Origin of the sequence: Mycolicibacter terrae (assembly GCF_010727125.1) — a bacterium.
In the GTDB taxonomy this organism is placed as follows: Bacteria; Actinomycetota; Actinomycetes; order Mycobacteriales; family Mycobacteriaceae; genus Mycobacterium; species Mycobacterium terrae.
The window spans coordinates 3,991,579-4,014,742 of record NZ_AP022564.1 but is presented as its reverse complement, the minus strand read 5'-3'; the positions used below and the strand labels follow the sequence as shown (position 1 = coordinate 4,014,742).

Annotated in this window: 21 protein-coding genes; 9 read left to right on the top strand and 12 right to left on the bottom strand. The window is 68.1% G+C overall.

All coding sequences use genetic code 11. The features are described 5' to 3' along the window. Positions 1-218: 218 nt before the first annotated feature. From G6N23_RS18995 to G6N23_RS18965, 7 genes are all read right to left on the bottom strand, one after another. The gene (locus tag G6N23_RS18995; RefSeq protein ID WP_085260643.1) at positions 219-1,442 is read right to left on the bottom strand and encodes a sodium-dependent bicarbonate transport family permease; all 1,224 of its coding nucleotides are present in this window, start codon (positions 1,440-1,442) and stop codon (positions 219-221) included. Positions 1,443-1,554: 112 nt separating this feature from the next. Further along, positions 1,555-2,100, bottom strand: coding sequence for a GNAT family N-acetyltransferase (locus G6N23_RS18990; protein WP_085260644.1), 546 nt, complete (start codon positions 2,098-2,100; stop codon positions 1,555-1,557). Positions 2,101-2,108: 8 nt separating this feature from the next. Then, positions 2,109-3,002: a 5-oxoprolinase/urea amidolyase family protein gene (locus G6N23_RS18985; protein WP_085260645.1), complete on the bottom strand. Its 894-nt coding sequence runs from the start codon at positions 3,000-3,002 to the stop codon at positions 2,109-2,111. Positions 3,003-3,033: 31 nt separating this feature from the next. Next, entirely contained in the window at positions 3,034-3,693 is a 660-nt protein-coding gene (locus G6N23_RS18980; protein ID WP_085260646.1) for a 5-oxoprolinase subunit B family protein, read from the bottom strand. 89 nt (positions 3,694-3,782) lie between these two features. Next, complete coding sequence (locus tag G6N23_RS18975; protein WP_085260647.1) at positions 3,783-4,742, bottom strand: ABC transporter substrate-binding protein; 960 nt, start codon at positions 4,740-4,742, stop codon at positions 3,783-3,785. Positions 4,743-4,761: 19 nt separating this feature from the next. Then, positions 4,762-8,361, bottom strand: coding sequence for a hydantoinase B/oxoprolinase family protein (locus tag G6N23_RS18970; RefSeq protein WP_095173674.1), 3,600 nt, complete (start codon positions 8,359-8,361; stop codon positions 4,762-4,764). Further along, complete coding sequence (locus tag G6N23_RS18965) at positions 8,351-9,229, bottom strand: type II toxin-antitoxin system RelB family anti-toxin (protein WP_085260648.1); 879 nt, start codon at positions 9,227-9,229, stop codon at positions 8,351-8,353. The genes G6N23_RS18970 and G6N23_RS18965 overlap by 11 nt, the downstream gene beginning before the upstream one ends. Before the next feature lie 151 nt (positions 9,230-9,380). On the opposite strand from G6N23_RS18965, the gene G6N23_RS18960 reads away from it, so the two are divergent. From G6N23_RS18960 to G6N23_RS18950, 3 genes are read left to right on the top strand one after another with little or no spacing between them, the layout of a single operon-like run. Further along, positions 9,381-10,592: an acyl-CoA dehydrogenase family protein gene (locus tag G6N23_RS18960; RefSeq protein ID WP_085260649.1), complete on the top strand. Its 1,212-nt coding sequence runs from the start codon at positions 9,381-9,383 to the stop codon at positions 10,590-10,592. Further along, positions 10,589-11,617 carry a phosphotransferase family protein gene (locus G6N23_RS18955; protein ID WP_085260650.1) on the top strand — a complete coding sequence of 343 codons (1,029 nt, stop codon included), beginning with the start codon at positions 10,589-10,591 and terminating at the stop codon, positions 11,615-11,617. The genes G6N23_RS18960 and G6N23_RS18955 overlap by 4 nt, the downstream gene beginning before the upstream one ends. Positions 11,618-11,639: 22 nt before the next feature. Continuing rightward, entirely contained in the window at positions 11,640-12,401 is a 762-nt protein-coding gene (locus G6N23_RS18950) for an SDR family NAD(P)-dependent oxidoreductase (RefSeq protein ID WP_085260651.1), read from the top strand. Between the two features lies 1 nt (position 12,402). On the opposite strand, the gene G6N23_RS18945 is transcribed toward G6N23_RS18950, so the two are convergent. Further along, the gene (locus G6N23_RS18945; RefSeq protein ID WP_133055466.1) at positions 12,403-12,744 is read right to left on the bottom strand and encodes a hypothetical protein; all 342 of its coding nucleotides are present in this window, start codon (positions 12,742-12,744) and stop codon (positions 12,403-12,405) included. A 70-nt stretch (positions 12,745-12,814) separates the two neighbouring features. Here G6N23_RS18945 and G6N23_RS22465 point away from each other — a divergent pair, with 70 nt between their 5' ends. Both G6N23_RS22465 and G6N23_RS22150 read left to right on the top strand, forming a co-directional pair. Further along, positions 12,815-12,946, top strand: a complete 132-nt coding sequence (locus G6N23_RS22465; protein WP_264070003.1) for a hypothetical protein — start codon at positions 12,815-12,817, stop codon at positions 12,944-12,946. 31 nt (positions 12,947-12,977) lie between these two features. Further along, positions 12,978-13,136: a hypothetical protein gene (locus G6N23_RS22150; protein WP_234808589.1), complete on the top strand. Its 159-nt coding sequence runs from the start codon at positions 12,978-12,980 to the stop codon at positions 13,134-13,136. Positions 13,137-13,141: 5 nt separating this feature from the next. Here the strand turns inward: G6N23_RS22150 and G6N23_RS18935 are convergent, their stop codons facing one another. After that, a complete protein-coding gene (locus tag G6N23_RS18935) occupies positions 13,142-13,312 on the bottom strand; it encodes a hypothetical protein (RefSeq protein WP_157997500.1) in 171 nt (56 codons plus the stop codon). A gap of 182 nt (positions 13,313-13,494) precedes the next feature. Then, the gene (locus G6N23_RS18930; protein WP_085260653.1) at positions 13,495-14,379 is read right to left on the bottom strand and encodes an SDR family oxidoreductase; all 885 of its coding nucleotides are present in this window, start codon (positions 14,377-14,379) and stop codon (positions 13,495-13,497) included. A gap of 84 nt (positions 14,380-14,463) precedes the next feature. On the opposite strand from G6N23_RS18930, the gene G6N23_RS18925 reads away from it, so the two are divergent. Then, positions 14,464-15,036 (top strand): TetR/AcrR family transcriptional regulator, encoded by a 573-nt coding sequence (locus tag G6N23_RS18925; protein WP_085260654.1) that lies wholly within the window; start codon positions 14,464-14,466, stop codon positions 15,034-15,036. 169 nt (positions 15,037-15,205) lie between these two features. Continuing rightward, positions 15,206-16,870: a steroid-22-oyl-CoA synthetase gene (locus tag G6N23_RS18920; protein ID WP_085260655.1), complete on the top strand. Its 1,665-nt coding sequence runs from the start codon at positions 15,206-15,208 to the stop codon at positions 16,868-16,870. Here G6N23_RS18920 and ligD read toward each other — a convergent pair. After that, positions 16,867-18,099 carry a non-homologous end-joining DNA ligase gene (ligD, locus tag G6N23_RS18915; RefSeq protein ID WP_085260656.1) on the bottom strand — a complete coding sequence of 411 codons (1,233 nt, stop codon included), beginning with the start codon at positions 18,097-18,099 and terminating at the stop codon, positions 16,867-16,869. The genes G6N23_RS18920 and ligD overlap by 4 nt on opposite strands. Positions 18,100-18,166: 67 nt before the next feature. On the opposite strand from ligD, the gene fadD2 reads away from it, so the two are divergent. Together fadD2 and G6N23_RS18905 are read left to right on the top strand one after the other, a co-directional pair. After that, a complete protein-coding gene (gene fadD2 / locus G6N23_RS18910) occupies positions 18,167-19,837 on the top strand; it encodes a long-chain-fatty-acid--CoA ligase FadD2 (protein ID WP_085260657.1) in 1,671 nt (556 codons plus the stop codon). Positions 19,838-19,967: 130 nt separating this feature from the next. After that, positions 19,968-20,855 (top strand): type IV toxin-antitoxin system AbiEi family antitoxin, encoded by an 888-nt coding sequence (locus G6N23_RS18905; RefSeq protein ID WP_085260890.1) that lies wholly within the window; start codon positions 19,968-19,970, stop codon positions 20,853-20,855. 95 nt (positions 20,856-20,950) lie between these two features. On the opposite strand, the gene G6N23_RS18900 is transcribed toward G6N23_RS18905, so the two are convergent. Beyond that, positions 20,951-23,149, bottom strand: a complete 2,199-nt coding sequence (locus G6N23_RS18900; protein WP_085260658.1) for an acyl-CoA dehydrogenase family protein — start codon at positions 23,147-23,149, stop codon at positions 20,951-20,953. Positions 23,150-23,164 lie beyond the last annotated feature (15 nt).

Sequence of the window (23,164 nt, the reverse complement as noted above, 5' to 3'; positions counted from 1 at the left end):
GCTCGGCGCGGTGGGCCGCGGTGCGAACATACCGATGTGAACTGGCAAGTTGCGGTGTGGAAGCTGTAAATGCCTTGGAGTGCAGCCCTACTGGTACACGCCGCCCGGCCCGGAACCGTTCACGGTGTGGGCAACGTCACGTAGTGCATGTGCGCGCAGCCGATTTCACACCGGCATAACGAGATTGATCGCGGCCGGTCAGGAAATCCTCTGCCCGGTCAGCTGATTGGTAGCCAGCTGTTGACAGCGTGAGTGATCTGAAGATACAGCGGAATGCCGATGGTCACGTTGTAGGTGAACGTCAGGCCCAATGATGAGGCGAGCGGCACCGTCGGACTGGCCTCCGGGATCGCGATTCGCTGCACCGCGGGAACGGCGATATACGACGCCGCGCCGCAGAGCACGGCGAACAGTACGTAGCTGCCCGTCTCGAAGTGGATCCCGGTGACTTGCGAGTAGGTGTGGATGATGAAAATCCCCGCTGTGGCAAAGATATTCGGGGCCAGCAACCCGAATGCGATCAATCCACGGCCCGCGGTCCGCAGGTCCTTGAGTTTGCGCGACGCCGTCATGCCCATCTCGAGCAGGAACAGGCACAGCATGCCCTGGAACGCCGTGACGAAGACGTGGTCGCCGTCCTCGATGACCGAGGCACCCTGCAGGCGGCCGAAGAAGCCGATGATGACTCCACCGAAGAGCAGGTACAGCCCCGGGTTGAGCAGTACTTCACGCAGCAGGGGTGCGCTGACCGGCGCCGCCGCCGTCACCACCGGCTCGACGGCGACCGGTTCGGGATGTTCGCGCTTCTCCAGCGACATCTCCAGCTCGTCTTCGACCTCTAACTGACGCCGGGTCTGGGGATGCTGTGCGCCCAGCTGGGCGGCGGTGACCAGCTCCAGGCGCGCCTTGGGGTTGTACCCGGGCTCGTCGGGCATGTTGCCCAGCGGGTCCATTCCGCGCTCCCGTAGCCGCGCCACCAGGAGCAGCGCCACGATGCACCCCGGGATCTCCATGATGGCCAGCATCACCGGCATGTAGGCGTCGAACGCGATGTCCAACGCCGCCAGCACGCCCAGACAGGTGGCGAACGTGCCCGCCGAATCCGACCCGTAATAGCCGGCCACCGTGGCTCGGTCGATACGTCGCATCTTGGTCATCCGGGTCAACAGTGCATAGGCGACGAATCCGATCGTGAGGTTGGTGAAGAACCCCAGCACGATGAAACCGAGTACTCCGCCGATGCTCGATGCGTCGATGGTGGCGAGCTCCTCGCCGCCCCGCCAGCCGATCGCCAGCAGCAGGTACAACGTCAAGCCCTGATACAGAACGTAGGGAAATTCGAATTGAACCTTCAGCAGGGGGATCAGGAAACCCAGGTAGAAAAAGAGGAGCAGCGGCTTGAAGAGGTTATGGGTGAAGTTGTGCCAGAACTCAAAGAGCATGGGGTCTCCCGTGTTGGTGTCCAGCGGGACAGAATACGTCGTGTGCCTGCCCACCGGCTGGCGTGAAGTGTCGCGTTTGCTGTGAGCGCCGCGACGGGTGGAAACACCCGGCCTACCAGACGTCGCCCTCGCGCCAGTCGCAGGCCAGCTCGGCGGTGGTATCCAACCCCAGGTCAACCGGCATCACGAAGACCGTGCCGTCCGCCTCCGGGGTGCGGACCGGCCCGGTCGGGGACAGCACGGAGGTCGGCCCGCGCCACGGTAGCCAGCCCCGCGCGGTGTAGAGCCGGCGACTGATGTCGGCCGAACTGAGCGCACCGAGCTCGAAGGCACCCCGGATCACCTGTTCGCAGGCGTCCAGGACCGCGGTGGCCAGCCCTCGTCCGCGGTGGTCCTCCCGGACGGCGACGGCTTCGACGTAGCCGCAGCGTAGGGATCGGCCCTGGTAGAGCAGCTGGCGCCGGATCACCGAGCCGTGGGCGATCAGGGCGCCGCGGTGCCAGATCAGCGCGTGCATCCCGCCGAGTGCGTGCTGCCAGTCGGCGTCGGAGAACGCATCCCCATAGGCCTCGATGACCAGCTGATGGGCGCCGCGGCGGGTCTCGTCGTCCAGATCGGAGGTGTGGATCAGGCGGGCGGTGTTTACCTTGCCGGGCACCCGCCGGCCTACCAGGTGGAGTGGTCGGAGGAGTGCCGACGCGGCCGCGACCAGTGCATCCGTACGGTCTGACCGGGCTTGACCTGGGCCAAGGTGTCGACGTCCTCCTCGACCACCACACCGACCACCGGATAGGCGCCGGTCACCGGGTGGTCGGGGCCGAGGATGATCGGAAACCCGTTCGGCAGAACCTGGATCGCGCCGCGGTCGGCGCCCTCGGCCGGCAACTGCCGGCCCGGCCAGCGGTATTCCAGTGGCATCCCGACCAGCCGCATCCCGACCCGGTCGCTGTGGTTGGTGACCAGCCAGTTGGTGCGCACCATGATGTCGGGGTCGACGAACCAGTCGTCGCGCGGCCCGGGCGTCACCCGCAGTTCTACGACGTCGTCGGGGATCGTCGCCACCGGCGCCTGGTCGATCTCGGGATAGTCACCGGTCGGTTCGCCGACCTGCAGCACGTCGCCGTCGCGCAACGGCGCCGGCCCGATCGCGGCCATCACGTCGTAGCTGCGTGAGCCCAGCACCGGCGTGACCTCGATGCCCCCGCGCACCGCCAGATAGGTTCGCAGACCCGACCGGGGTGTGCCCAGCGAGATCACCTGGCCGTCGTGGACGCGCTGGATACTGTTGGTGCCGAACGAGACTCCGTCGACTTCCGGGTCGGTGTCGGCGCCGGTGACCGCGATGTCGACGTCGCCGCCGCGGACCCGCGCGGAAAATCCGCCGAACGCCACCTCGACGGTGGCCCGGTCGTCGGGATTGGCCAGCAGACGGTTGGCCAGTGTGTGCGACCTACGGTCGGCGGCCCCGGACCGGGTGACGCCCAGATGGCCCAGCCCGGCCCGACCGAGGTCCTCGACCAGAGCCAGTGGGCCGGTGCGCAGTACCTCCAACGTGGTCATGTCATCCTCCCGTTCCCGATTCCCGCCACCGTCACGCGGCCCGGAATTGCACCGTCAGGCCCGGTGTGAGCAGCGCCGGGTCGGGCCGCCCCAGATCCCACAGCACCGCGTCGGTGCGCCCGATCAGCTGCCAGCCGCCCGGCCACTGGCGCGGGTAGATGCCACTGAACTGGCCGGCGAGCGCCACCGAACCGGCCGGGACGGCGTCGCGCAATTCGGCCCGGCGGGGCACCTGCAGCCGCGGGTCGCCGCCGATCAGGTAGGCGAAACCAGGAGTGGAACCGCCGAAGCCGACTCGCCAGGGCGTTGCGGTGTGGGCGTTGATCACCTGCGCGACGGTCAAGCCGGTGCGCTCGGCCACCTCGGCGAGGTCCGGGCCGTCATAGACCACGTCGATCACCACGTCGACGGCAGCGTCGCGCGCGGTGGTCTCGATCTCCTGCGGTTCGACGCTCAGCTTGGTCAGCCGGCGCCGGACGTCGTTCTGGTGGCCGGGTGCGGCCAGCTTCACCAATACGGTGCGGGACGCCGGCACGATGTCGAGCACGCCGGGCAGTGCCGCGGCGTTCAGGGCCGCGGTCCATGCCAGTACCTCGGCGGTGTGCTCGAACTGCAACAGCAGCGCGCAGTCGCCGTAGTCGAGGAATCTGTCGGTCTTGGGGAGATCAGGGAAAGCCAGTGTCGCGCCCATACCCCCGACCGTAGCCGTGCAAAGTGATCCAGGCCACACTTCTGCGGGCTATGCCAGAGGGGCCTTACCAAACGCGCAGAGTTGGGTCCCTACCCGACGATTCCGGCGATCGGCCCGGGCAGCTGCTCGGCCACCAGCGGGTAGCTCAGCGGGGAGGCGAAGGCGATCGCCCCGGCCTGATCCTTGGTGGTGAAGACGCTCCGCGACTCGAAGGCGGCGATGTCGGGATCGTCCAGCAGTGCCCGGCGTTCGTCGTCGCTTTCGGTGGTCCAGATCAGCACGTCGGCGCCGCCGAGGGTGGAACCGATCCGGTCGTGCTCGATGACCGCCGGGACGTCGGCGACGGTCAATCCCATCTGGGCGAGAAACTCGGTGCGCCAACCGGTGGCGGCGGCGACGAAGCCGTGCTCAGGGCCGCCCTCGCGGCGGCCCGCCAGCAGCAGCGCCTTCTTGCCGGTGAAGTCGGGATGCGCGGCGGCCACGTCGGCGAACTTGGCGTCGACGCCGTCGATGAGCGACCGCATCTGCTGAGGCTGGTGCACCGCCTTGCCGATGGCGGTGGCCTGGGTCTTCCACGGCTCGAAGAATGCTTCGCCGCCGGACTGCGGCACGGTCGGCGCGATCGCCGACAGCTTCTGATAGGTCTCGGCGTCCACCCCGGCGTTCGTCGCGATGATCAGGTCCGGCTTGAGGTCAGCGATCTGCTTGACCGCAATCCCGTTGTCCAAGTCCAACACCGCCGGTTTGGCGGGACCGAGGCGCTGCTGCGCCCAGGGCCAGACCGCGTACGGTTGGTCGCCGAACCAGGCGGTGACGGCGATCGGTACGACGCCCAGCGCCAGCAGGTCGTCCTGCCCGGTGTAGCCCGCACAGACCACCCGCTTGGGTGGTTCGCCGACGGTCGTCTCGCCGAAGAGGTGCGCTATGGTCACCGGTCCCGGGGCGCCGCGGTCATCGTGGCGTTCGGATGTGCAGGCCGCCGACAGCGCTGCGGCTCCGGCTGTGCCGCACAGGCCGAAGAAGCCGCGTCGGCTCCACTGGTCGCGCATCGCGTGAGATTAACGCCGTTCAGACAGCTTCGCCATACCCGCCGCCGCCGGGAGTTTCGATCACCAGGGTGTCGCCGGGCGCCACGTCGGTGGAGTCGCAACCGGCCAGTTCGGTCACGGCGCCGTCGGCACGCTCCACCCGGTTGTGTCCGAGTGCCCCGGGCGATCCGCCGGCCATTCCGTACGGGGCGACAGCCCGATGTCCGGACAGGACGCTGACCGTCATCGGCTCGCGGAACTCGATCCGCCGCACCCCGCCGTCGCCGCCGCGCCAGCGACCGGACCCGCCGCTACCGCGCCGGATCGTGAACTCCCGCACCAACACCGGGAAGCGCATCTCCAGCACCTCGGGGTCGGTCAGCCGGGAGTTGGTCATGTGGGTCTGCACCACGCAGGCGCCGTCGAACCCGTCACCGGCGCCCGAGCCGGAACCGAGCGTCTCGTAATACTGGTGGCCGGCGTTGCCGAATGTGACGTTGTTCATCGTCCCGGACCCCTCCGCCTGCACCCCCAGCGCGGCCAGCAGCGCCCCGGTGATCGCCTGGGAGGTCTCGACATTGCCGGCCACCACCGCGGCGGGGTAGCCCGGTGACAGCATCGTCGCCTCCGGGATGGCGATCTGCAGCGGCCGCAGACAGCCGTCGTTGATCGGGATGTCGTCTTCCACCAGGGTGCGGAACACATAGAGCACCGCGGCGGTGGCCACCGACGACGGCGCGTTGAAGTTCGTTGCCAGCTGCGGCGAGGTTCCGTCGAAGTCGATGGTGGCGCTCCGCGCGTCCCGGTCGACGGTCACCCGCACAGCGATCGTCGCCCCGGAATCCATCACATAGCGGTACTGGCCGTCGTCGAGGGAATCGATGACGCGTCGCACCGCCTCCTCGGCGTTGTCCTGGACGTGGCGCATGTAGGCCTGCACCACATCCAGCCCGAAATGGGCGATCATGGCCTGGATCTCGTCGATCCCCTTCTGGTTGGCGGCGATCTGAGCTCGCAGGTCCGCGAGATTCGTATCGGGGCTGCGCGAGGGGAACCGGCCTCCGGTGAGCAGTGATCGGGTCTGCGCTTCGCGCAACCGTCCGTCGTCGACCAGCAGCCAATTATCGAACAGGGCGCCTTCCTCCTCGACGGTGCGACTGTCCGCGGGCATGGAGCCCGGTGTGGTCCCGCCGATTTCGGCGTGGTGGCCCCGGGACGCCACGAAGAACAACACCGGGTCGCCCGGTTTCGCCGAGTCGGGGTAGACCGGGGTGACGACGGTGATGTCCGGCAGGTGCGTACCACCGTGGTAGGGATCGTTGACCGCGTAGACCTGGCCGGGCCGCATCTGCCCGGCCCGCCGGGCGATCACCTCCTTGACGGTGGCGCCCATCGACCCCAGATGTACGGGGATGTGCGGTGCGTTGGCGACCAGGTTGCCGTCCGCGTCGAACAGTGCGCAGGAGAAGTCCAGCCGCTCACGGATGTTCACCGATTGAGCGGTGGCTTCCAGTCGGGTGCCCATCTGCTCGGCGATGGCCATGAACAGGTTGTTGAAGATCTCCAGCAGCACCGGATCGGCATCGGTGCCGGCATCCACCGGTGCGGCCGCGGTCGTTCGCCTCAGCACCAGCTGCCCGTCGGCGGTCAGACCGGCCTGCCAGCCGTCGTCGACGACGGTGGTCGCGTTGTCCTCGGCGATGATGGCCGGCCCGGTCACCAGGTCGGCCTGGGTGAGCGATTCCCGGCGGCGCAGCGGGGCCTCGCGCCAGCGGCCGCCGGTGTAGAGGCGAACTGCTTCGGTTCCCGGCGGTGCGATCTCGGCAATGCCTGTCAGGTCGGGTTGTTCGGTGAGCCCGGTGGCTTCGACCGCGACCGCTTCGGCGATCAGCGGACGGTCCATCAAGAACGAATACATGCCGCGGTGGATGGCTTCGAATGCCGTCCTCATCTGGCCGACGTCGCCGAGCTCGACCGGTATCGACGTGTCGGTGCCCTGGTAGCGCAGGTGAACCCGACGCACCACCCGCATCCGGCCGGCCGGAACGTCTTGGGCGGCAAGCTCGGCGCGGGCCCGCTGCTCGAGCTCGTCGGCTACCCGCACCAGGTCGGTGGCATCGGATTCGAGCCGGGCCTCTATCGCCTGCTCCCGCATGACGGTGGTGTCGGCCAACCCGATGCCCAGGGCGGACAGCACACCGGCCATCGGTGGCACCAGCACGGTGCGGATGCTCAGTTCGTCGGCGACCGCGCAGGCGTGCTGTCCACCGGCGCCGCCGAAGGTGGTCAGCGCGTAGCGGGTGATGTCGTGGCCCTTGGCCACCGAGATCGTCTTGACCGCGTTGGCCATGTTCGCCACCGCGATGCGCAGGAACCCCTCGGCCACCTGCTCCGGGCTGCGGTCATCAGCGGTGGCCGAACGGATTTCGGCAGAAAGCCGGGTGAAGGCCTGTCGCACCGTCGCGGCATCCAGCGGTTGATCGCCATCGGGTCCGAACACCGCCGGAAAGTGCGCCGGTTGAATGCGTCCCAGCATCACATTGGCGTCGGTGACGGTCAGCGGCCCGCCGCGCCGGTAGCAGGCCGGTCCCGGATCGGCGCCCGCGGATTCCGGACCCACCCGATACCGGCTGCCGTCGAAGTGCAGGATCGAGCCGCCTCCGGCGGCAACGGTGTGGATGTGCAGCATCGGGGCCCGCAGCCGCACCCCGGCGACCTCGGCGGTGAACACCCGCTCGTATCCACCGGATCCCACGCTGTAATGCGAGACGTCGGTGGAGGTTCCGCCCATGTCGAACCCGATCACCGAGTCGAATCCGGCCAGCGCCGACATCCGCACCATCCCGACGATTCCGCCGGCGGGGCCGGACAGGATGGCGTCCTTGCCGCGGAAGTGGTCGGCGGCGGCCAGTCCGCCGTTGGACTGCATGAACATCAGCCGCACTCCGCCGAGCTGATCGGCGACCTGAGCGACGTAGCGGCGCAGCACCGGCGACAGGTAGGCGTCGACGACTGCGGTGTCGCCGCGCGGAATCAGTTTCGGTAGTGGGCTGACATCGCACGACAGCGAGATCTGGGTGAAGCCCAATTGTTCGGCCAGCGCACCGATGGCGCGTTCGTGCAAAGGGTTTCGATAGCTGTGCAGGCACACCACCGCGAGCGCACGAATCCCGTCGGCGTGAGCCGCGCGCAGCGCGTCGCCCAGGGTCTCCAGGTCCGGCGGGCGCAGCACGCTGCCGTCCGCACCGATGCGTTCGTCGACCTCGATGACCTGCTCGTAGAGCTGCTCGGGCAGCACGATGTGCCGATCGAAGATGCGGGGCCGGTTCTGGTAGGCGATCCGCAGCGCGTCGCCGAAGCCGCGGGTGATGACCAGCACGGTGCGCTCCCCGGCGCGCTCGAGCAGGGCGTTGGTGGCCACCGTCGTGCCCATCCGCACCGCGTCGATGATCCCGGCCGGAATCGGAGTCTCGTCGGGGACTCCCAGCAGCGCGCGGATGCCGGCCACCGCGGCATCTCGGTACTGTGCCGGGTTCTCCGAGAGCAGCTTGTGGGTGACCAGCTGGCCGTCGGGCCGCCGGGCCACGATGTCGGTGAAGGTGCCGCCCCGGTCGATCCAGAACTGCCACTTACCCGACACGGTTCATATTCTGCTTCGTCAGCAGCGATACCGCGAACTCGGCGTAGGCGTGCGCGGTCTCCTCGGGTGTCGCCGGGCCGGCGGCATTGAACCATTGCGGCAGCGATGTGCACATCGTCGCGATGGCGCGCCCGGCAATCCGGCGGTCCCCGACGTCGTCGAGCACGGCGGCACCGCCCTCATCGGCGACGCGGTCGATAGCGGCGTCGAGTATGTGCTGCAAGGCATTCCGGGATTCGGCAATGCGCTGCCGGTTCGCCGCGGTCAGGCTGCGCATCTCGCTTGCTCCGATGAAAGCCGACTTCTGACGATGAGTGTGAAACAGTGCCAGCGCCTCGACGATGCGCCGCACCTCCTCGATACCGGTGGCGGCACCGGTGCGGGCGGCCTCGACACGCCAGTGCAATTCGGCCATGGTCGCATCCAGGATCGCGACCAGCAGCGCCTGCTTGTCGGGGTAATGGTGGTAGATGCCGGGCACGCTCATGCCCGCGCGTGCCGCCACGTCGCGCATGGTGCTGCCGTGGTAGCCGGTGTCGACGAAGGCATCGATGGCCGCGCTCAGCACGGCACCCACAACCAGCGGCGGAAACGTTCGCCAGTCGCGGTGGACGGACTGTGGATCCTCGATGGCTGACGTGTCGTCCGAGGGGGTGGGTCCCGGGACGGTGCCCTGCAGGATCTGGGTCTCGGTCACGCCCAGCGCCTGCGCGTACTGCTGGAGACGAGTTACCGAGATTCCGGTCTTGCCGTTCTCGACGGCACTGACGGTCGCTGCGCTGACCTGTAGCCGTCGCGCCAACTCCCGGACGGTCAGACCCCGGGCCCGACGCGCCGCCCGGATCACACCGCCGGCCGATCCCGCCATTTTCCTCCCTGTGTTCAGAAAAACTGAACTATAGCTGCCCGGGGCGACTTCGCCAATGCCTTGTTTTGACTGGACAGCGCCTTCTGTGCCAAGGTTTGCACTGTTCGGGCCGAACGATTGGTCGGTTAGGTGACGGTGGTGATGGAGTGACATGGCAATCGAGCTGAGCTACTCGCCGGACGTGACGGCGCTCGTTGAAAAGACGCAGGCATTCATCGAAGACGTGGTGCTGCCCGTGGAGGACCGCCACGGTGGCGACATCGCCGCCGCGGGCGGTGACGCGGTGATCAAGGACCTGCAGGCCGCGGCCCGCGGGGCGGGGGTGTTCGCACCGCATGCCCCCGTCGAATACGGCGGCCTGGGCCTGAACATGTCCGACCGCGCACCGGTGTTCGAGGCCGCCGGATATTCACTCTTTGGTCCGGCCGCGGTGAATATCGCTGCCCCGGACGAGGGCAACGTGCATCTGCTGGCGGAGGTGGCCAGCGCCGATCAGAAGGCGCGCTACCTCGCCCCGTTGGCCGCCGGCGAGGTGCGGTCCGCCTTCGCGATGACCGAACCGGCGCCCGGTGCCGGCTCGGATCCAGCGGCGCTGGCCACCAAAGCCGAACGCCGGTCCGGAGACTGGTACATCAGCGGACGGAAGTGGTACATCACCGGTGCGGACGGCGCCGCCTTCTTCATCGTGATGGCCCGAACCTCCGGGGAGGCCGGACAGCGTGGTGGCGCCACCATGTTCCTGGTCCCCGCCGACAGCCCCGGCCTGACCGTCGGCCGGCACATACCGACCCTCGACCGCTCCATGGTGGGTGGTCACTGCGAGGTGCTCTTCGACGACGTGCGGGTTCCCGAGGATGCGGTGCTCGGCGAGGTGGACCGCGGCTTCGAGTACGCCCAGGTCCGCCTTGGCCCCGCCCGCATGACGCATGTGATGCGGTGGCTGGGCGCGGCCCGCCGTGGGCATGACACCGCGCTCGCCCATGTCGTGCAGCGTCAGGCGTTCGGATCCGCGCTCGGTGATCTGGGCATGATCCAGCACATGGTGGCCGACAACGAAATCGACATCGCCGCGACCCGGGCGCTGCTGGTGCGGGCCTGCTGGGAACTGGACCAGGGCGGCAGTGCAGGCGACGCGACATCGATCGCGAAGACCTTCGCCGCCGAGGCGATCTTCCGCATCGTCGACCGCAGCGTGCAGATGTGTGGCGCGCTCGGCGTCACCGAGGATCTGCCGCCCGCGCGGCTGTCCCGGGAGGTCCGTCCGTTCCGTGTTTACGATGGCCCCTCGGAGGTGCACCGCTGGGCGATTGCCAAACGCCGCATCGGTGCGGCCCGACGGGCGCTCAAGGCGACTCAGCAGTGACGGTCGAAGGCCTGGATCCGGCCGCCCTGCGCCGGTACCTCATCGACCGCGACGTACCGGTTCGGGGTGACCTCGCCGTCGAACTGATCGCCGGTGGCCGGTCCAACCTCACCTTCAAGGTCAGCGACGAGGTGTCGGCGTGGGTTGTCCGCAGGCCGCCGCTTGGCGGCCTGACACCGTCGGCGCACGATGTGGGCCGCGAATTCGTGGTCACCCGGGGGCTGTTCGGCACCAACGTGCCGATCGCCCGGCCCGTTGCGTTCGACGCCGACGGCACGGTGTGCGGTGCGCCGCTGACCGTGACCGAGTTCGTGACCGGCCGGGTGTTCCGGCACACCGACGATCTCGATGCGCTGTCCGACGCCGAATTGGCCGCCAGCGCCGCAGCGCTGGTACGCATACTCGTCGACCTTCATGCGGTCGACTACCGTGCGGTGGGGCTGGAATCCTTCGGCAGGCCGGACGGATTCCTGGAACGCCAGGTTCAGCTGTGGGCCCGCCAGTGGGACCTGGTGCGGACCCGCGAGAGCGACGATGCGGTCACCGGCGACGTGGCGAAGCTGGCCGCCGCACTCGCCGACGCCATCCCGTCAGGCGCCGAGCCCTCGGTCGTGCACGGCGACTTCCGTATCGACAACACCATCTGCGATCCCGAGCACGCCGGCACCATCCGGGCGGTCGTGGACTGGGAGCTTTCCACGCTCGGTGATCCGCTCACCGACATCGCCCTGATGTGCGCCTACCGGTCACCCGCGTTCGACCTCGTGTTCGGCCACCCCGCCGCGTGGACCAGTGTTCGGCTGCCGTCCGCCGATGCCCTCGCCGAGCAGTACGCGCAGCTCTCCGGACGCGACCTGGGGGACTGGAACTTCTACTTGGCACTGGCGAACTTCAAGATCGGGGTCATCGCCGAAGGAATCACCCATCGGGCTCAGCACGGCGTCGGAAACGTGCTGCATGCCGATCAGGCCGCGCAGGCCGCGCCGGAATTCATCGCCGCGGCACGAAAAGCATTGAATCGCTGACGAATCGAGAAAGGTGAATCGGGTGGGTGTACTGGACAAATTCCGGATGGACGGCCGGGTCGCGGTGGTGACCGGGGCGTCCTCGGGTCTGGGTGTGTATTTCGCCCGGGCGTTCGCCGAGGCCGGCGCCGACGTGGTGCTGGCCGCGCGGCGGGTGGAGAAGCTCGCCGATGCCGCCGAGCTGGTCGCCGGAACGGGACGCGCGGCCCTGCCGGTGGCGACCGATGTCGCCGATCCGGCGGCGGCCACCCGCATGGTGGAGGCCGCGATGGAGCGCTTCGGGCGGGTCGATGTGCTGATCAACAACGCCGGCATCGGAACCGCGCACCCCGCCACCCGGGAAACGCCGGAGCAGTTCCGCGAGGTGATCGACATCAATCTCAACGGGGCCTACTGGGCCGCGCAGGCCTGCGGGCGAGTGATGGGACCGGGGTCGGCGATCGTCAACATCTCCAGCGTCCTGGGACTGACCACGGCGGGGCTGCCGCAAGCGGCGTATGCCGCCAGCAAGGCCGGGCTGATCGGGCTGACGCGGGATCTGGCTCAGCAGTGGGGGAGCCGCAAAGGCATCCGGGTCAACGCGATCGCTCCCGGATTCTTCGCATCGGAGATGACCGAACAGTACCGTCCGGGCTATCTGGAAAGCGTCTCGCACCGCATCGTGCTGGGCCGGATGGGAGACCCCGAGGAACTCGCGGCCACGGCCGTATGGCTGGCCTCGGATGCCGGTGGTTACGTCACCGGGCAGACCGTCGTCGTCGACGGCGGGTTCACGATCAACTGAGTCAGTCTGCAACATCGGAGAACCGGATCGGGTCCTCCGGGCGGTCGTAATGTGCGTACCGCGCTTCCTCTTTCGTCACGTCGTCATATCCGCTGAACTGCACAGACAGGTCGTCGGCAAAGAGCAGCAACTGCTTGGACTTGAGGATCTGCGGGTCGTCGATGTCGAAGACCCGCGGCGGGGCGCCGTCCAGCGCCTTTTGCAACCGGGCCAAAACGGCCTCGTGGCCGGGACGGAACGGTTGCAGCGCGGCGGCTACGGCCGACGGTTCCGCCCGGGCGAGCTCGGGCCCTTCCTCGCGGGTTTCGTTGTCGAAGTCCCGGATCACCAAGTAGAAGGTCACCGAGGGGAGGCTACTCGGCTCCGCTTCCGCGACCTCTGAGCCTGCCGCGTCCAGGGGTGACAGCGCGGCCTTGGCCCGCCCGTGTGCGGTCGCAGCCCGGGACGTTGCGGCGATCGCCACCACCGATTCGGCAGACGTGCAGTGGATCGACGGCGAGGGCGTCGCCACCGGCCACCAGGAGCTGGATCGCCAAGGCCACTGAACTACAGGAAAAGCTGCGCGGTCTACCTTTCGTGAAGGCCGGCCCGGTTCGCCAGACCCGCGGGCTGGGTTTTCTGGCATGGGAGGCCCGCACGCCCGACGACGCCACTGTGGCTTCCGGCTTCGATGTGGCCGAGATTGCGAACGACCGAATCATCCGGATGTGGACGGTGCTCAACCCGTCGGGATAGCGACGCTAGGTCGACCGGGCATCGGTCAGTATCTCCACCAACGGCCCCGAGTGGTTGAGGGCTTCGGCGATAACGGAATTCAGTTCGGCCGGATCACTGACCTGTTTGCCGTACGCGTCACAGTCGCGCGCGAACGCGGCGAAGCGGTCGTTAACTAGTTGACTGAACAATTGCATGAGCGTGAGCCGGAAGCGCGAAACGCCCCTCCGGGCGGTCGTAATGCGCGAACCGCGCTTGCTGTTTCGTCACGTCGTCCTATCCGCGGAACTGCGCCGATAGATCCCTCGGCAAAGGCCAGCAACTTTATTGGACTTGAGGATCAGCGAGCCGTCGATGTCGAAGGCCGGCGGGCCCTTCCTCACAGGTCCGGGTAGCCCCCCGCGCTGAGATCAGCGAGCAGGCTGGGATGGCTGGGCTGCCAGCCGAACCGCTTGCGGGTGAGTGCACTGGAGGAGGGCTGGTCGACGGCGAAGATGGCGCCGAGTACGCCGTAAGACTCTGCCGCGACGGGCTGGACCGGTAGGCGCAGCCGGCTGCCGATGACTTCGGCGATCTCACGCATCGGATCACCTTGGTCGGCGACGGCGTGCAATATCGAACCGGCCGGCGCCTCTTCAACAGCGATCCGGAAAAGCCGTGCCGCGTCGAGTCGGTGCACCGCAGGCCATCGCTGGCCGCCGTCGCCGACGTAGCCCGAAACTCCGGTGCGCCGCGCCGACGCAATGAGCATGCTGGCGAAGCCGCAGCGCCCGCCCGCCTCGTGTACCGACCGTGGTAGCCGCACGAGTGCGGATCGGACACCGTGCTCGGCCAGCTTCACGACGGCCTGCGAGGTGCGGCCGCGGCCCCCGACCGGGCCCTCGGTCTGCGGAGGATCTTCCTCGGTGCTCGGGCGGCCGGCCACCGTTGGGGTGCCCGCCGCGAGTATTAGCGGCTTACCGGTGCCGACCAGCACTTCGCCCACCGCCGCGATCGCGCGGGCCTCGGCCTGGATGCCGGCCTCGAGATTGGTGAAGTCGTTGGAGAAGGCGAGGTGAATGACACCGTCGGCGTCGTCGGCCACCCGCTTCAGCATGTCGGTGTCGGCCAGGTCCCCCGAAACCGCCTCGGCGCCCAGTCGCCTGATGAGGCCGGCGGACGCCTCGGACCGGGCCAGACCGAGAGCCTGATGACCTGCAGCGATGAGTTCGGAGACGACGGCTGTCCCGATTCCTCCGCTGGCTCCGGTGATGAAAATGCGCATGGACGGCTCCGATCGGTGACGGGATAAATATCCCATCACTATACGCGGCGATGGGACATAAGTCGCATCACTAATATGATCGTCATGGCCCGCTGGCAACCGGACGCACGTGAACGCTTGGTTGCCGCGGCGCTGGAACTTTTCAACGAACAGGGGTACGACGACACCACCGTCGCGCAGATCTCTGAACGTGCTGGGCTGACCAAGAGCACGTTCTTCCGGCACTTCCCGGACAAACGGGACGTCCTGTCGGCCGGTCAGGAAGCGATCGGCCGCCTCCTGGCTGAGGGCGTCGCCGCTGCGCCCGCGGGCGCCACACCGCTGAACGCGGTATGTTCCGGCCTGCGGTCGGCTGCCTCGGCATTCACGCAGCTGAATCGGGAACTCGCCCCCAAGCTCAAGGCAGTCATCGCTACCAGTGCGGAGCTGCAGGAACGTAACGCGCTCAAGCAGATTGGGTTGGCCGCTGCCATTGCCGGAGCCCTTCGTCTGCGTGAGGTCCCCGAGCTGACCGCGGCCCTGGCCGCTGAACTCGGGGCGCTGGCGCTCAAGAAGGCGTACGCCCAATGGGCTGAGCCCGGCGAAACGCGGGATCTCGGGGACATCGCGTGCGAGGCGCTGCGCGAGTTGCACGGCGCAATGGCCCATCTCGAATAACGGACACCGAAATCGATCATCCAGCAGACGGACGCGGTGATGACCGGGTTGGCTGATGCGGTGATGATGGTCGCTGGACCCGACAGCAGCCGAATTGAGGAGTGTGATCTGTGGTCGTCATTGATCCCCACCGGCCCTTCCGCAGCGACGTCGATCTCGTCCACCCCTGATGCCTGACGACATCGCCTCCGCGCTGCTGGCCCGCCTCGGCGATCAGCATCCGGGACTGCGCACCCGGCAGCGGGATTGGACCTGGGACGAAGTGGTGCGAGAGTCTGCCGCGCGTGCTGCACTGGCCGCCGAACTCCGCCGTCACGGACCCTTTCACATCGGCGTGCTGCTGGACAACACCCCCGACTTCGTGTTCTGGCTCGGTGCGAGCGCGTTGTCGGGCGCGGTGATCGTCGGGATCAACCCCACCCGCGGGGACGCCGAGATGGCCGCCGAGATCCGCCACGCCGACTGCCAGCTGATCGTCACCGACACCGCCGGATCCGACCGGCTGCGCGGTCTGAACCACGGCCTGGACTCCGAGCGCTTCCTGGTCATCGACGGCCCGGACTATCCCGCACTGGTCGACGCGCACCGGGTGGAGCCGGCCGCCGCTGCCGGCGTCGGCGCCGAAACGCTGATGTTGCTGTTGTTCACCTCCGGCACCACCGGCGCCTCGAAGGCGGTCAAGTGCAGCCAGGGCCGGCTGACCCGGATCGCCGAAACCGCCACGAACAAATTCGGCCACGTGCGCTCCGATGTCGACTACTGCTGCATGCCGTTGTTCCACGGCAACGCGATCATGGCGTTGTGGGCGCCGGCGCTGGCCAACGGAGCCACCGTCTGCCTGACGCCGAAATTCTCTGCGTCGCAGTTCCTTTCCGACGTGCGGTATTTCGGCGCGACGTACTTCACCTATGTCGGCAAGGCCCTGGGTTATCTGTTGGCCACCGAGGAGCGTCCCGACGATGCCGACAACACCCTGGTCCGTGGCTTTGGCACCGAGGCGTCGCCGCAGGATCAGGCGGAGTTCCTCCGTCGGTTCGGCGCCGTGCTGCATGAGGGCTACGGGTCCAGTGAGGGCGGCAACGCCGCGCTGCCCGACCCGGCGGCGCCGCCCGGCGCGTTGGGCCGTCCTGCACACTCCGGCATCGCCGTCGTCGATCCACAGACCCGTATCGAGTGCGCCCGGGCGGTCCTGGACGAGCACGGCCGGGTGACCAACGCCGACGACGCGGTCGGCGAGATCGTCGACAAGACCGGCGCCCGTGACTTCGAGGGCTACTACAAGAACGAAGATGCCGACGCCGAGAAGATCCGCGACGGCTGGTACTGGACCGGCGACCTCGGCTACCGCGACGGGGCCGGCTTCCTGTACTTCGCCGGCCGGCGCGGCGACTGGATCCGGGTCGACGGTGAGAACACCTCGGCACTGACCATCGAACGGGTGCTGCGCCGGCATCCGCTGGTCATCAGCGCCGGGGTGTACGCGGTGCCCGACCCCCGCTCTGGCGATCAGGTGATGGGCGCCATCGAGGTCGCCGATCCGGTGGGTTTCGACGTAGCGCAATTCGGGGCGTATCTGGGCGCCCAGGCCGACCTCGGCAGCAAGGGCACACCCCGGTTCCTGCGGATCTCGGCCGGCCTGCCGGTCACGGGTTCGAACAAGGTGCTCAAACGCGAACTGCAGGAACAACGTTGGCACACCGACGACCCGGTCTACCGCTGGGTGGGCCGTGGCGGGCCGGTCTACACCCGGATGACCGACGACGACAAGCGTTCCCTGGACGCCGAATTCGCGTCCTACGGCCGGCAGAGTTATATCTCCCTGCCCCGCCGCTAGACCTTTCCGCCCTCCCAGGGGCTGTAGTCGGCGATCAGCTCCTCCTGCGGAGGGCGCTGCCCGGCCGGAACGTGCTGCAGGTTGATCCGGACCCGGTACCAGATCGAGCTCGGACCGCGCATGCCGTCGAGCAGTACATCCTCAGGCGCCAGCCGTTTCGCCGCCGCGGCGTGCCGTTCCCGCCACAGCTCCAGCGCGGCCATCGCCTCGTCGCGGGTCTTGGTGCGGGCGATCTCGATCAACGGCAGCGGTGAGGTGCGCCGGCCGTCGATGTTCTTGCGTGCGCCGCGCGGTGCCTTCTCCGCCGGGCCCTGCGCTTCGGCCAGCTCCAGCAGCGGCTCCAGATCGCCGACGGTGTCATCCATGCCGGCCCACGGGTCGCCGATCGCCGCGACCCGCTCCGGCACCGTGGCAATGGTGAACGTCGCCGGATCGGACTCGGGAACCTCGTCCCAGTACAGCGGTGTGGACACCCGAGCGTCGGCGGTGGCACGCACCGAGTAGGCCGAGGCGACCGTGCGGTCCTTGGCGTTCTGGTTGAAGTCGACGAAGACCCGGGCGCCCCGCTCTTCTTTCCACCATCGGCTGGTGGCCGCCTGTGGCGCGCGCCGCTCGATCTCACGGGCCACCGCCTGCGCGGCCAGCCGAACCTGCGGAAACTGCCAGCTCGGTGTGACGCGGGCGTAGATGTGCATGCCCCGCGAACCAGACGTCTTGGGCCAGGCGGTCAGCCCGTGATCGGCCAGCACTTCCCGGGCCAGCAGCGCCACCTCAACGATCTGCGGCCAGCCGACGCCGGGCATCGGATCGAGATCGACCCGCAGCTCATCGGGATGGTCCAGGTCGGCGGCGAGCACGGGATGCGGGTTGAGATCCACGCAGCCCAGGTTGATCACCCAGGCCAGCCCGGCCGCATCGTCGATGACGACCTCTTCGGCGGACCGGCCCGAGGCGTAGCGCAGTTCGGCGACCGACACCCAATCCGGACGCTTGGCCGGTGCCCGCTTCTGGAAGACGGCTTCGGCGTCGATGCCGTCGACGAAGCGTTTGAGGATCATCGGCCGCCCGGCCACGCCCCGCAGCGCGTCGTCGGCCACCGCCAGGTAGTAGTGGATCAGGTCCAGTTTGGTGCGCGGGGCGCTGCCGTCACGGCCCGGGAACACCACCTTGTCCGGGTGGGTAACCGCCACCCGGTGTCCCGCCACTTCCAGCGACAACCCGCCGGTCATGAAGCCATGCTAATGATCGGGTCGAATCCGCCGCCCGGCAGCGACCTGAGTCACATAAGGTTGCTCCATGGCAAAGCTCACCGACCTGCCCGGCCAGGCCGTAACCACGCTCAGCCGCTACCTTGAACGCGGTAGCGCCGAGCTGCACTATCTGCGCAAGGTCATCGAATCCGGTGCCGTGAGACTCGAGTCGCCGCGCATCATCGCGAACGCACTCGCCGACGGAGCCCGCTGGGGCGAGCTGGGAATGATTCCGGCCCTCAATGCCCGCCGCAACCCCGACGGCCTCGCCGTCATCGACGACGACGGCAGTATCACCTTCAAAGAGCTCGACGACGCCGCGAACGCGGTGGCCAACGGCCTGGTGGCGATGGGCGTGCGGGGCGGCGACGGGGTGGCGATCCTGGCCCGCAACCACCGCTGGTTTCTTATCGCCAACTACGGCTGCGCCCGGGTCGGCGCCCGGCTGATCCTGCTGAACAGCGAATTCTCCGGCCCGCAGATCAAGGACGTCTCCGAACGCGAAGGCGCCAAACTGATCATCTACGACGACGAGTACACCGCCGCGGTCGCGCAGGCCGACCCGCCGCTGGGCAAACTGCGGGCGCTGGGTGTCAATCCGGATTCCGAGGAGCCGTCGAAGAGCACCGACGAGACGCTGGCCCAGCTGATCGCGCGTAGCAGCAAGGAACCGGCGCCGAAGGTCACCAAGCACGCGTCGATCATCATCCTGACGTCCGGCACCACCGGCACCCCCAAGGGCGCCAACCGCAGCACCCCACCCACGCTGGCGCCGATCGGCGGAATCCTGTCGCACGTCCCGTTCCGCGCCGGTGAGGTGACGTCGCTGCCCTCGCCGATGTTCCACGCGCTGGGCTACCTGCACGGGACCCTGGCGATGTTCTTCGGCTCGACGCTGGTGCTGCGCCGGCGCTTCAAACCGGCCACCGTGCTGGAGGACCTGGAGAAGCACAAGGTGACGGGGATCGTCGTCGTCCCGGTCATGCTGTCGCGGATCCTCGACCAGCTGGAGAAGACCAGCCCCAAACCGGACCTGTCGCATTTGCGGATCGTGTTCGTCTCCGGTTCGCAGCTCGGGGCCGAGTTGGCCACCCGGGCGATGAAAGACCTGGGGCCGGTGATCTACAACATGTACGGCTCCACCGAGGTCGCGTTCGCCACCATCGCCGATCCGGACGACCTGCAGTACAACCCGGCGACGGTGGGACAGGTGGTCAAGGGCGTCAAGGTCAAGATCCTCGACGACAACGGTCATGAGCTGCCGCGGGGTGAGGTCGGGCGGATCTTCGTCGGCAACTTCTTCCCGTTCGAGGGCTACACCGGCGGCGGTGGCAAGCAGATCATCGACGGATTGCTGTCCTCGGGCGACGTCGGCTACTTCGACGAGCGCGGCCTGCTCTACGTCAGCGGCCGCGACGACGAGATGATCGTCTCCGGCGGCGAGAACGTCTTCCCGGCCGAGGTCGAAGATCTGATCAGCGGACACCCCGACGTGGTCGAGGCGACCGCCCTGGGCGTCGAGGACAAGGAGTGGGGTGCGCGGCTGCGCGCCTTCGTGGTCCGCAAGGAAGGCTCCAGCGTCGACGAGGACGCCATCAAGGTCTACGTCAAGGAGCACCTGGCCCGCTACAAGGTGCCGCGCGAGGTGGTGTTCCTCGACGAGCTGCCGCGCAACCCCACCGGCAAGATCCTCAAGCGCGAACTCCGCGACCTGTAGGGCGCACGTTCTTCCGCGAGCAGACAGAGAATCGCACGTAGGGGTCCTCCCGCGTGCGATTCTGTGTCTGCTCGCGGGTTATCCCCAACGGTGACTGGCCGCGGATGTGGCGTCCGCAGACACTGCGGGGATGTTTGACGATGCACGCACGCTGCTTCGCGACGCCGGCGGTCTTGCCACCACGCGGCAGTTGTTGACGGTGATGACCCGCCAGCAACTCGACGTTCAGGTGCGCAACGGCGGACTGGTCCGGGTCTGGTACGGCGTTTACGCCGCAGTGGAGCCCGACCTGGTTGGGCGTCTGCGCGCGCTCGACCTACTCATGCGGCAGCCCGCGGTGGCCTGCATGGGAACCGCAGCTCGGCTCTACGGCTTTGACACCGAGAGCACGACCGCGACTCATGTCCTGGACCCCGGGGTGCGGATGCGACCAACCACCGGCCTGATGGTGCATCAGCGATCCGGGGCCCCCTTGCGTTCGGTTGCAGGACGCCTCGCTACTTCGCCGGCCTGGACCGCGGTGGAGGTCGCGCGTGAACTTCGGCGGCCCCGGGCGCTCGCAACACTTGATGCAGCGTTGCGCTCGGGGTGGTGCACATCGCGCGAGTTGGAACAGGCAGTACTGGAGCAGTGCGGTCGGCGCGGGATCATCGCGGTGCGTGACCTGTTGCCCTACGCCGACGGGCGCGCCGAGTCGGCGATGGAAAGTGAAGCGCGGCTGGTGATGATCGATTACGGCGTTGCTACCCCTGAGCTTCAGTACCCGATCCATGGGCGGAACGGCGAAGTGTGGCGCGCCGATTTCGCCTGGCCGGAAGTGATGGTGGCCGCGGAATACGAGAGCATCGATTGGCATGCGGGCGGCCCAGCCATGCTGCGGGACAAGATCCGCAATGGCGGTATCCAGGATGTTGGCTGGACGTCGATTCCCATTGTCGTAGACGATGTCCGGCGTCATCCCGCCCGGTTGGCTGATCGGATCAACCGCCAGTTGGCCCGCTCCCGGCTGGCGAGCTGACCAATCCGGCTATCCCTGCCGAGCAGACGCAGAATCGCACGCAAAAGCCCCCGGGAGTGCGACTCTGTGTCTGCTCGCGGTACAGAAAGGCACCCTTACGGATCGCGGGGCAGACCCAGCAGACGCTCGGCGATGATGTTCAGCTGGACCTCCGAGGTGCCGCCGTAAATCGTTGTGGCACGGCTCATCAGCAGGTACTCGGCCCACTTGCCCGGCAGCTGCTCGCGGTCCCCGATCGCGGCGTCGCCGCCGAACGTCCCCACCGCGAACTCGGCGTAGCCCTGGCCGGTGCGCATCGACAGCAGCTTGGACACCGCCGCCGCCGGCATCGGGTCCTGACCGGCCAGCGTCAACAGCGTCGAGCGCAGATTGAGCAGCTTGGCGGCGTGCCCCTCGGCGATCAACTCGCCGGCCCTGCGGTGCTCGCCCTGATCGAACTGGCCGTCGCGCATGAACGCCACGAACCCGTCGAGGCTGGCCAGGAACGGCATCTCCGAGCCGCCGATCGAGACCCGTTCGGCCGTCAGCGTGTTGCGGCTGACCTCCCAGCCCCGGTTCACCTCGCCGAGCACCAACTCATCCGGGACGAACACGTCGTCGATGAACACCGTGTTGAACATCGCCCCACCGGTGAGTTCACGCAGCGGACTGATCGTCACGCCTTCGCTTTTCATGTCCAGCAGGAAGTAGGTGATGCCGTCATGTTTGGGAGCCGAGGTGTCGGTGCGTGCCAGCAGAGCCCCCCAGCTGGAGAACTGCGCGGCCGACGTCCAGATCTTCTGACCGCTGATCCGCCAACCGCCGTCCACCTTGGTGGCCTTGGTGGTCAGGCTGGCCAGGTCCGAACCCGCGCCGGGCTCGGAAAACAGTTGGCACCACACCATTTCCCCTCGGAACGTGGGCGGCAGGAAGCGCTGCTTCTGCTCGTCGGTGCCGAATGCCACGATCGACGGGATCAGCCACGCCGCGATGCCCATCGCCTGTCGGCGCACCCGCCCGGCGGTGAACTCCTGCTCGATGATGATCTGCTCGATCGGCTCGGCGGCCCGCCCCCACGGCTTCGGCAGGTAGGGCAACACCCAACCGCCCTCGGCGATCGCCACGGTGCGCTCGTCGTGCGGCATGGCCTTGAGTGCGGCCACCTCGGCGCTGATCTCGGCGCGCAGCTTCTCGGTCTCAGGGTCCAGGTCGATGTCGATCTTGCGCATCCCGCCGGCGGTGGCGGTGTCGAGGACCTGCTGCGGGTAGTCGGCGCGGCGGCCGAATGAGGCGGCCAGGATCAGCGCTCGCCGGTAATAGACGCCCGCGTCGTGTTCCCAGGTGAAGCCGATCCCGCCGTGCACCTGGATGCAGTCCTGGGTGCAGCGTTGCACCGCCTCCGGGGCCAGGGTGGCCGCGACGGCCGTTGCGAACTGCACCGTCGCACCCGCGGCGTCCCAGCCGTTCTTGTCGGCCTCGTCGATCGCCCGGGCGGCATCCCACACCGCGGCGGTGGCCCGTTCGGTGGTGGCGATCATCTCGGCGCATTTGTGCTTGATCGCCTGGAACTGACCGATCGGCCGGCCGAACTGTTCGCGGATCTTGGCGTACTCGGCGGCGGTGTCGGTGGCCCACCGGGCCACCCCGACCGCCTCGGCGGACAGCAGCGTGGAGATCAGCGCGTGTGCCCGCACCCGGCTGAGGTTGCTCAGGACGGCCGTGTCGGCGACCTCGACACCGTTGGCCCGCACGTGGGCGATCGGACGCAGCGGGTCCACACTGGTCACCGGTTCGATCTCGAGTTGGTCGGCGCCCAGCACCACCCACGCCTCACCGCTGTCGATCGCCACCGGCAGCACCAGCAAGGACGCCTCGGCGGCCGCCGCGACGGCGCGGGCCTCGCCGCGGATCACCAATCCGTCGGAGTGGGCGGTGGCCGTCAATCCCTGGCTGAGAGTGTAGGCGGCGATGGTCTCGCCGGTGGCCAGCCCGGCCAGCTCGGCGGCGGCCGGGTCGTGTGCGGCGATCAGGGCGCTGGCTATCGCCGAGGGCACGAACGGGCCCGGCACCGCGCCGTAGCCGAATTCGGCCAGCACCACCGCGAGCTCCAAGATGCCGAAACCCTGCCCGCCGACCTGTTCGGACAGGTGCACACCGGCCAGACCCTGTTCGGCGGCGGCCCGCCAGTACGGCGGCGGATTCTCGACCGGGGTGTCCATCGCCGCGTGCAGCAACTCGGACGGCACCGCCCGGGTCAGCAGCGACCGCACGGAATCGGCCAGGTCCTGATGCTCAGAAGTGATCGCTATCGGCATGATGCGCCTTTCGGT

Bases quoted from the DNA above. Each gene is read 5' to 3' on its own strand.
- G6N23_RS18995 (WP_085260643.1), bottom strand. From the start codon at position 1,442: ATGCTCTTTGAGTTCTGGCACAACTTCACCCATAACCTCTTCAAGCCG.
- G6N23_RS18985 (WP_085260645.1), bottom strand. From the start codon at position 3,002: ATGACCACGTTGGAGGTACTGCGCACCGGCCCACTGGCTCTGGTCGAG.
- G6N23_RS18980 (WP_085260646.1), bottom strand. From the start codon at position 3,693: ATGGGCGCGACACTGGCTTTCCCTGATCTCCCCAAGACCGACAGATTC.
- G6N23_RS18975 (WP_085260647.1), bottom strand. From the start codon at position 4,742: ATGCGCGACCAGTGGAGCCGACGCGGCTTCTTCGGCCTGTGCGGCACA.
- G6N23_RS18965 (WP_085260648.1), bottom strand. From the start codon at position 9,229: ATGGCGGGATCGGCCGGCGGTGTGATCCGGGCGGCGCGTCGGGCCCGG.
- G6N23_RS18960 (WP_085260649.1), top strand. From the start codon at position 9,381: ATGGCAATCGAGCTGAGCTACTCGCCGGACGTGACGGCGCTCGTTGAA.
- G6N23_RS18935 (WP_157997500.1), bottom strand. From the start codon at position 13,312: ATGCAATTGTTCAGTCAACTAGTTAACGACCGCTTCGCCGCGTTCGCG.
- G6N23_RS18930 (WP_085260653.1), bottom strand. From the start codon at position 14,379: ATGCGCATTTTCATCACCGGAGCCAGCGGAGGAATCGGGACAGCCGTC.
- G6N23_RS18925 (WP_085260654.1), top strand. From the start codon at position 14,464: ATGGCCCGCTGGCAACCGGACGCACGTGAACGCTTGGTTGCCGCGGCG.
- G6N23_RS18920 (WP_085260655.1), top strand. From the start codon at position 15,206: ATGCCTGACGACATCGCCTCCGCGCTGCTGGCCCGCCTCGGCGATCAG.
- ligD (WP_085260656.1), bottom strand. From the start codon at position 18,099: ATGACCGGCGGGTTGTCGCTGGAAGTGGCGGGACACCGGGTGGCGGTT.
- fadD2 (WP_085260657.1), top strand. From the start codon at position 18,167: ATGGCAAAGCTCACCGACCTGCCCGGCCAGGCCGTAACCACGCTCAGC.
- G6N23_RS18905 (WP_085260890.1), top strand. From the start codon at position 19,968: ATGTTTGACGATGCACGCACGCTGCTTCGCGACGCCGGCGGTCTTGCC.
- G6N23_RS18900 (WP_085260658.1), bottom strand. From the start codon at position 23,149: ATGCCGATAGCGATCACTTCTGAGCATCAGGACCTGGCCGATTCCGTG.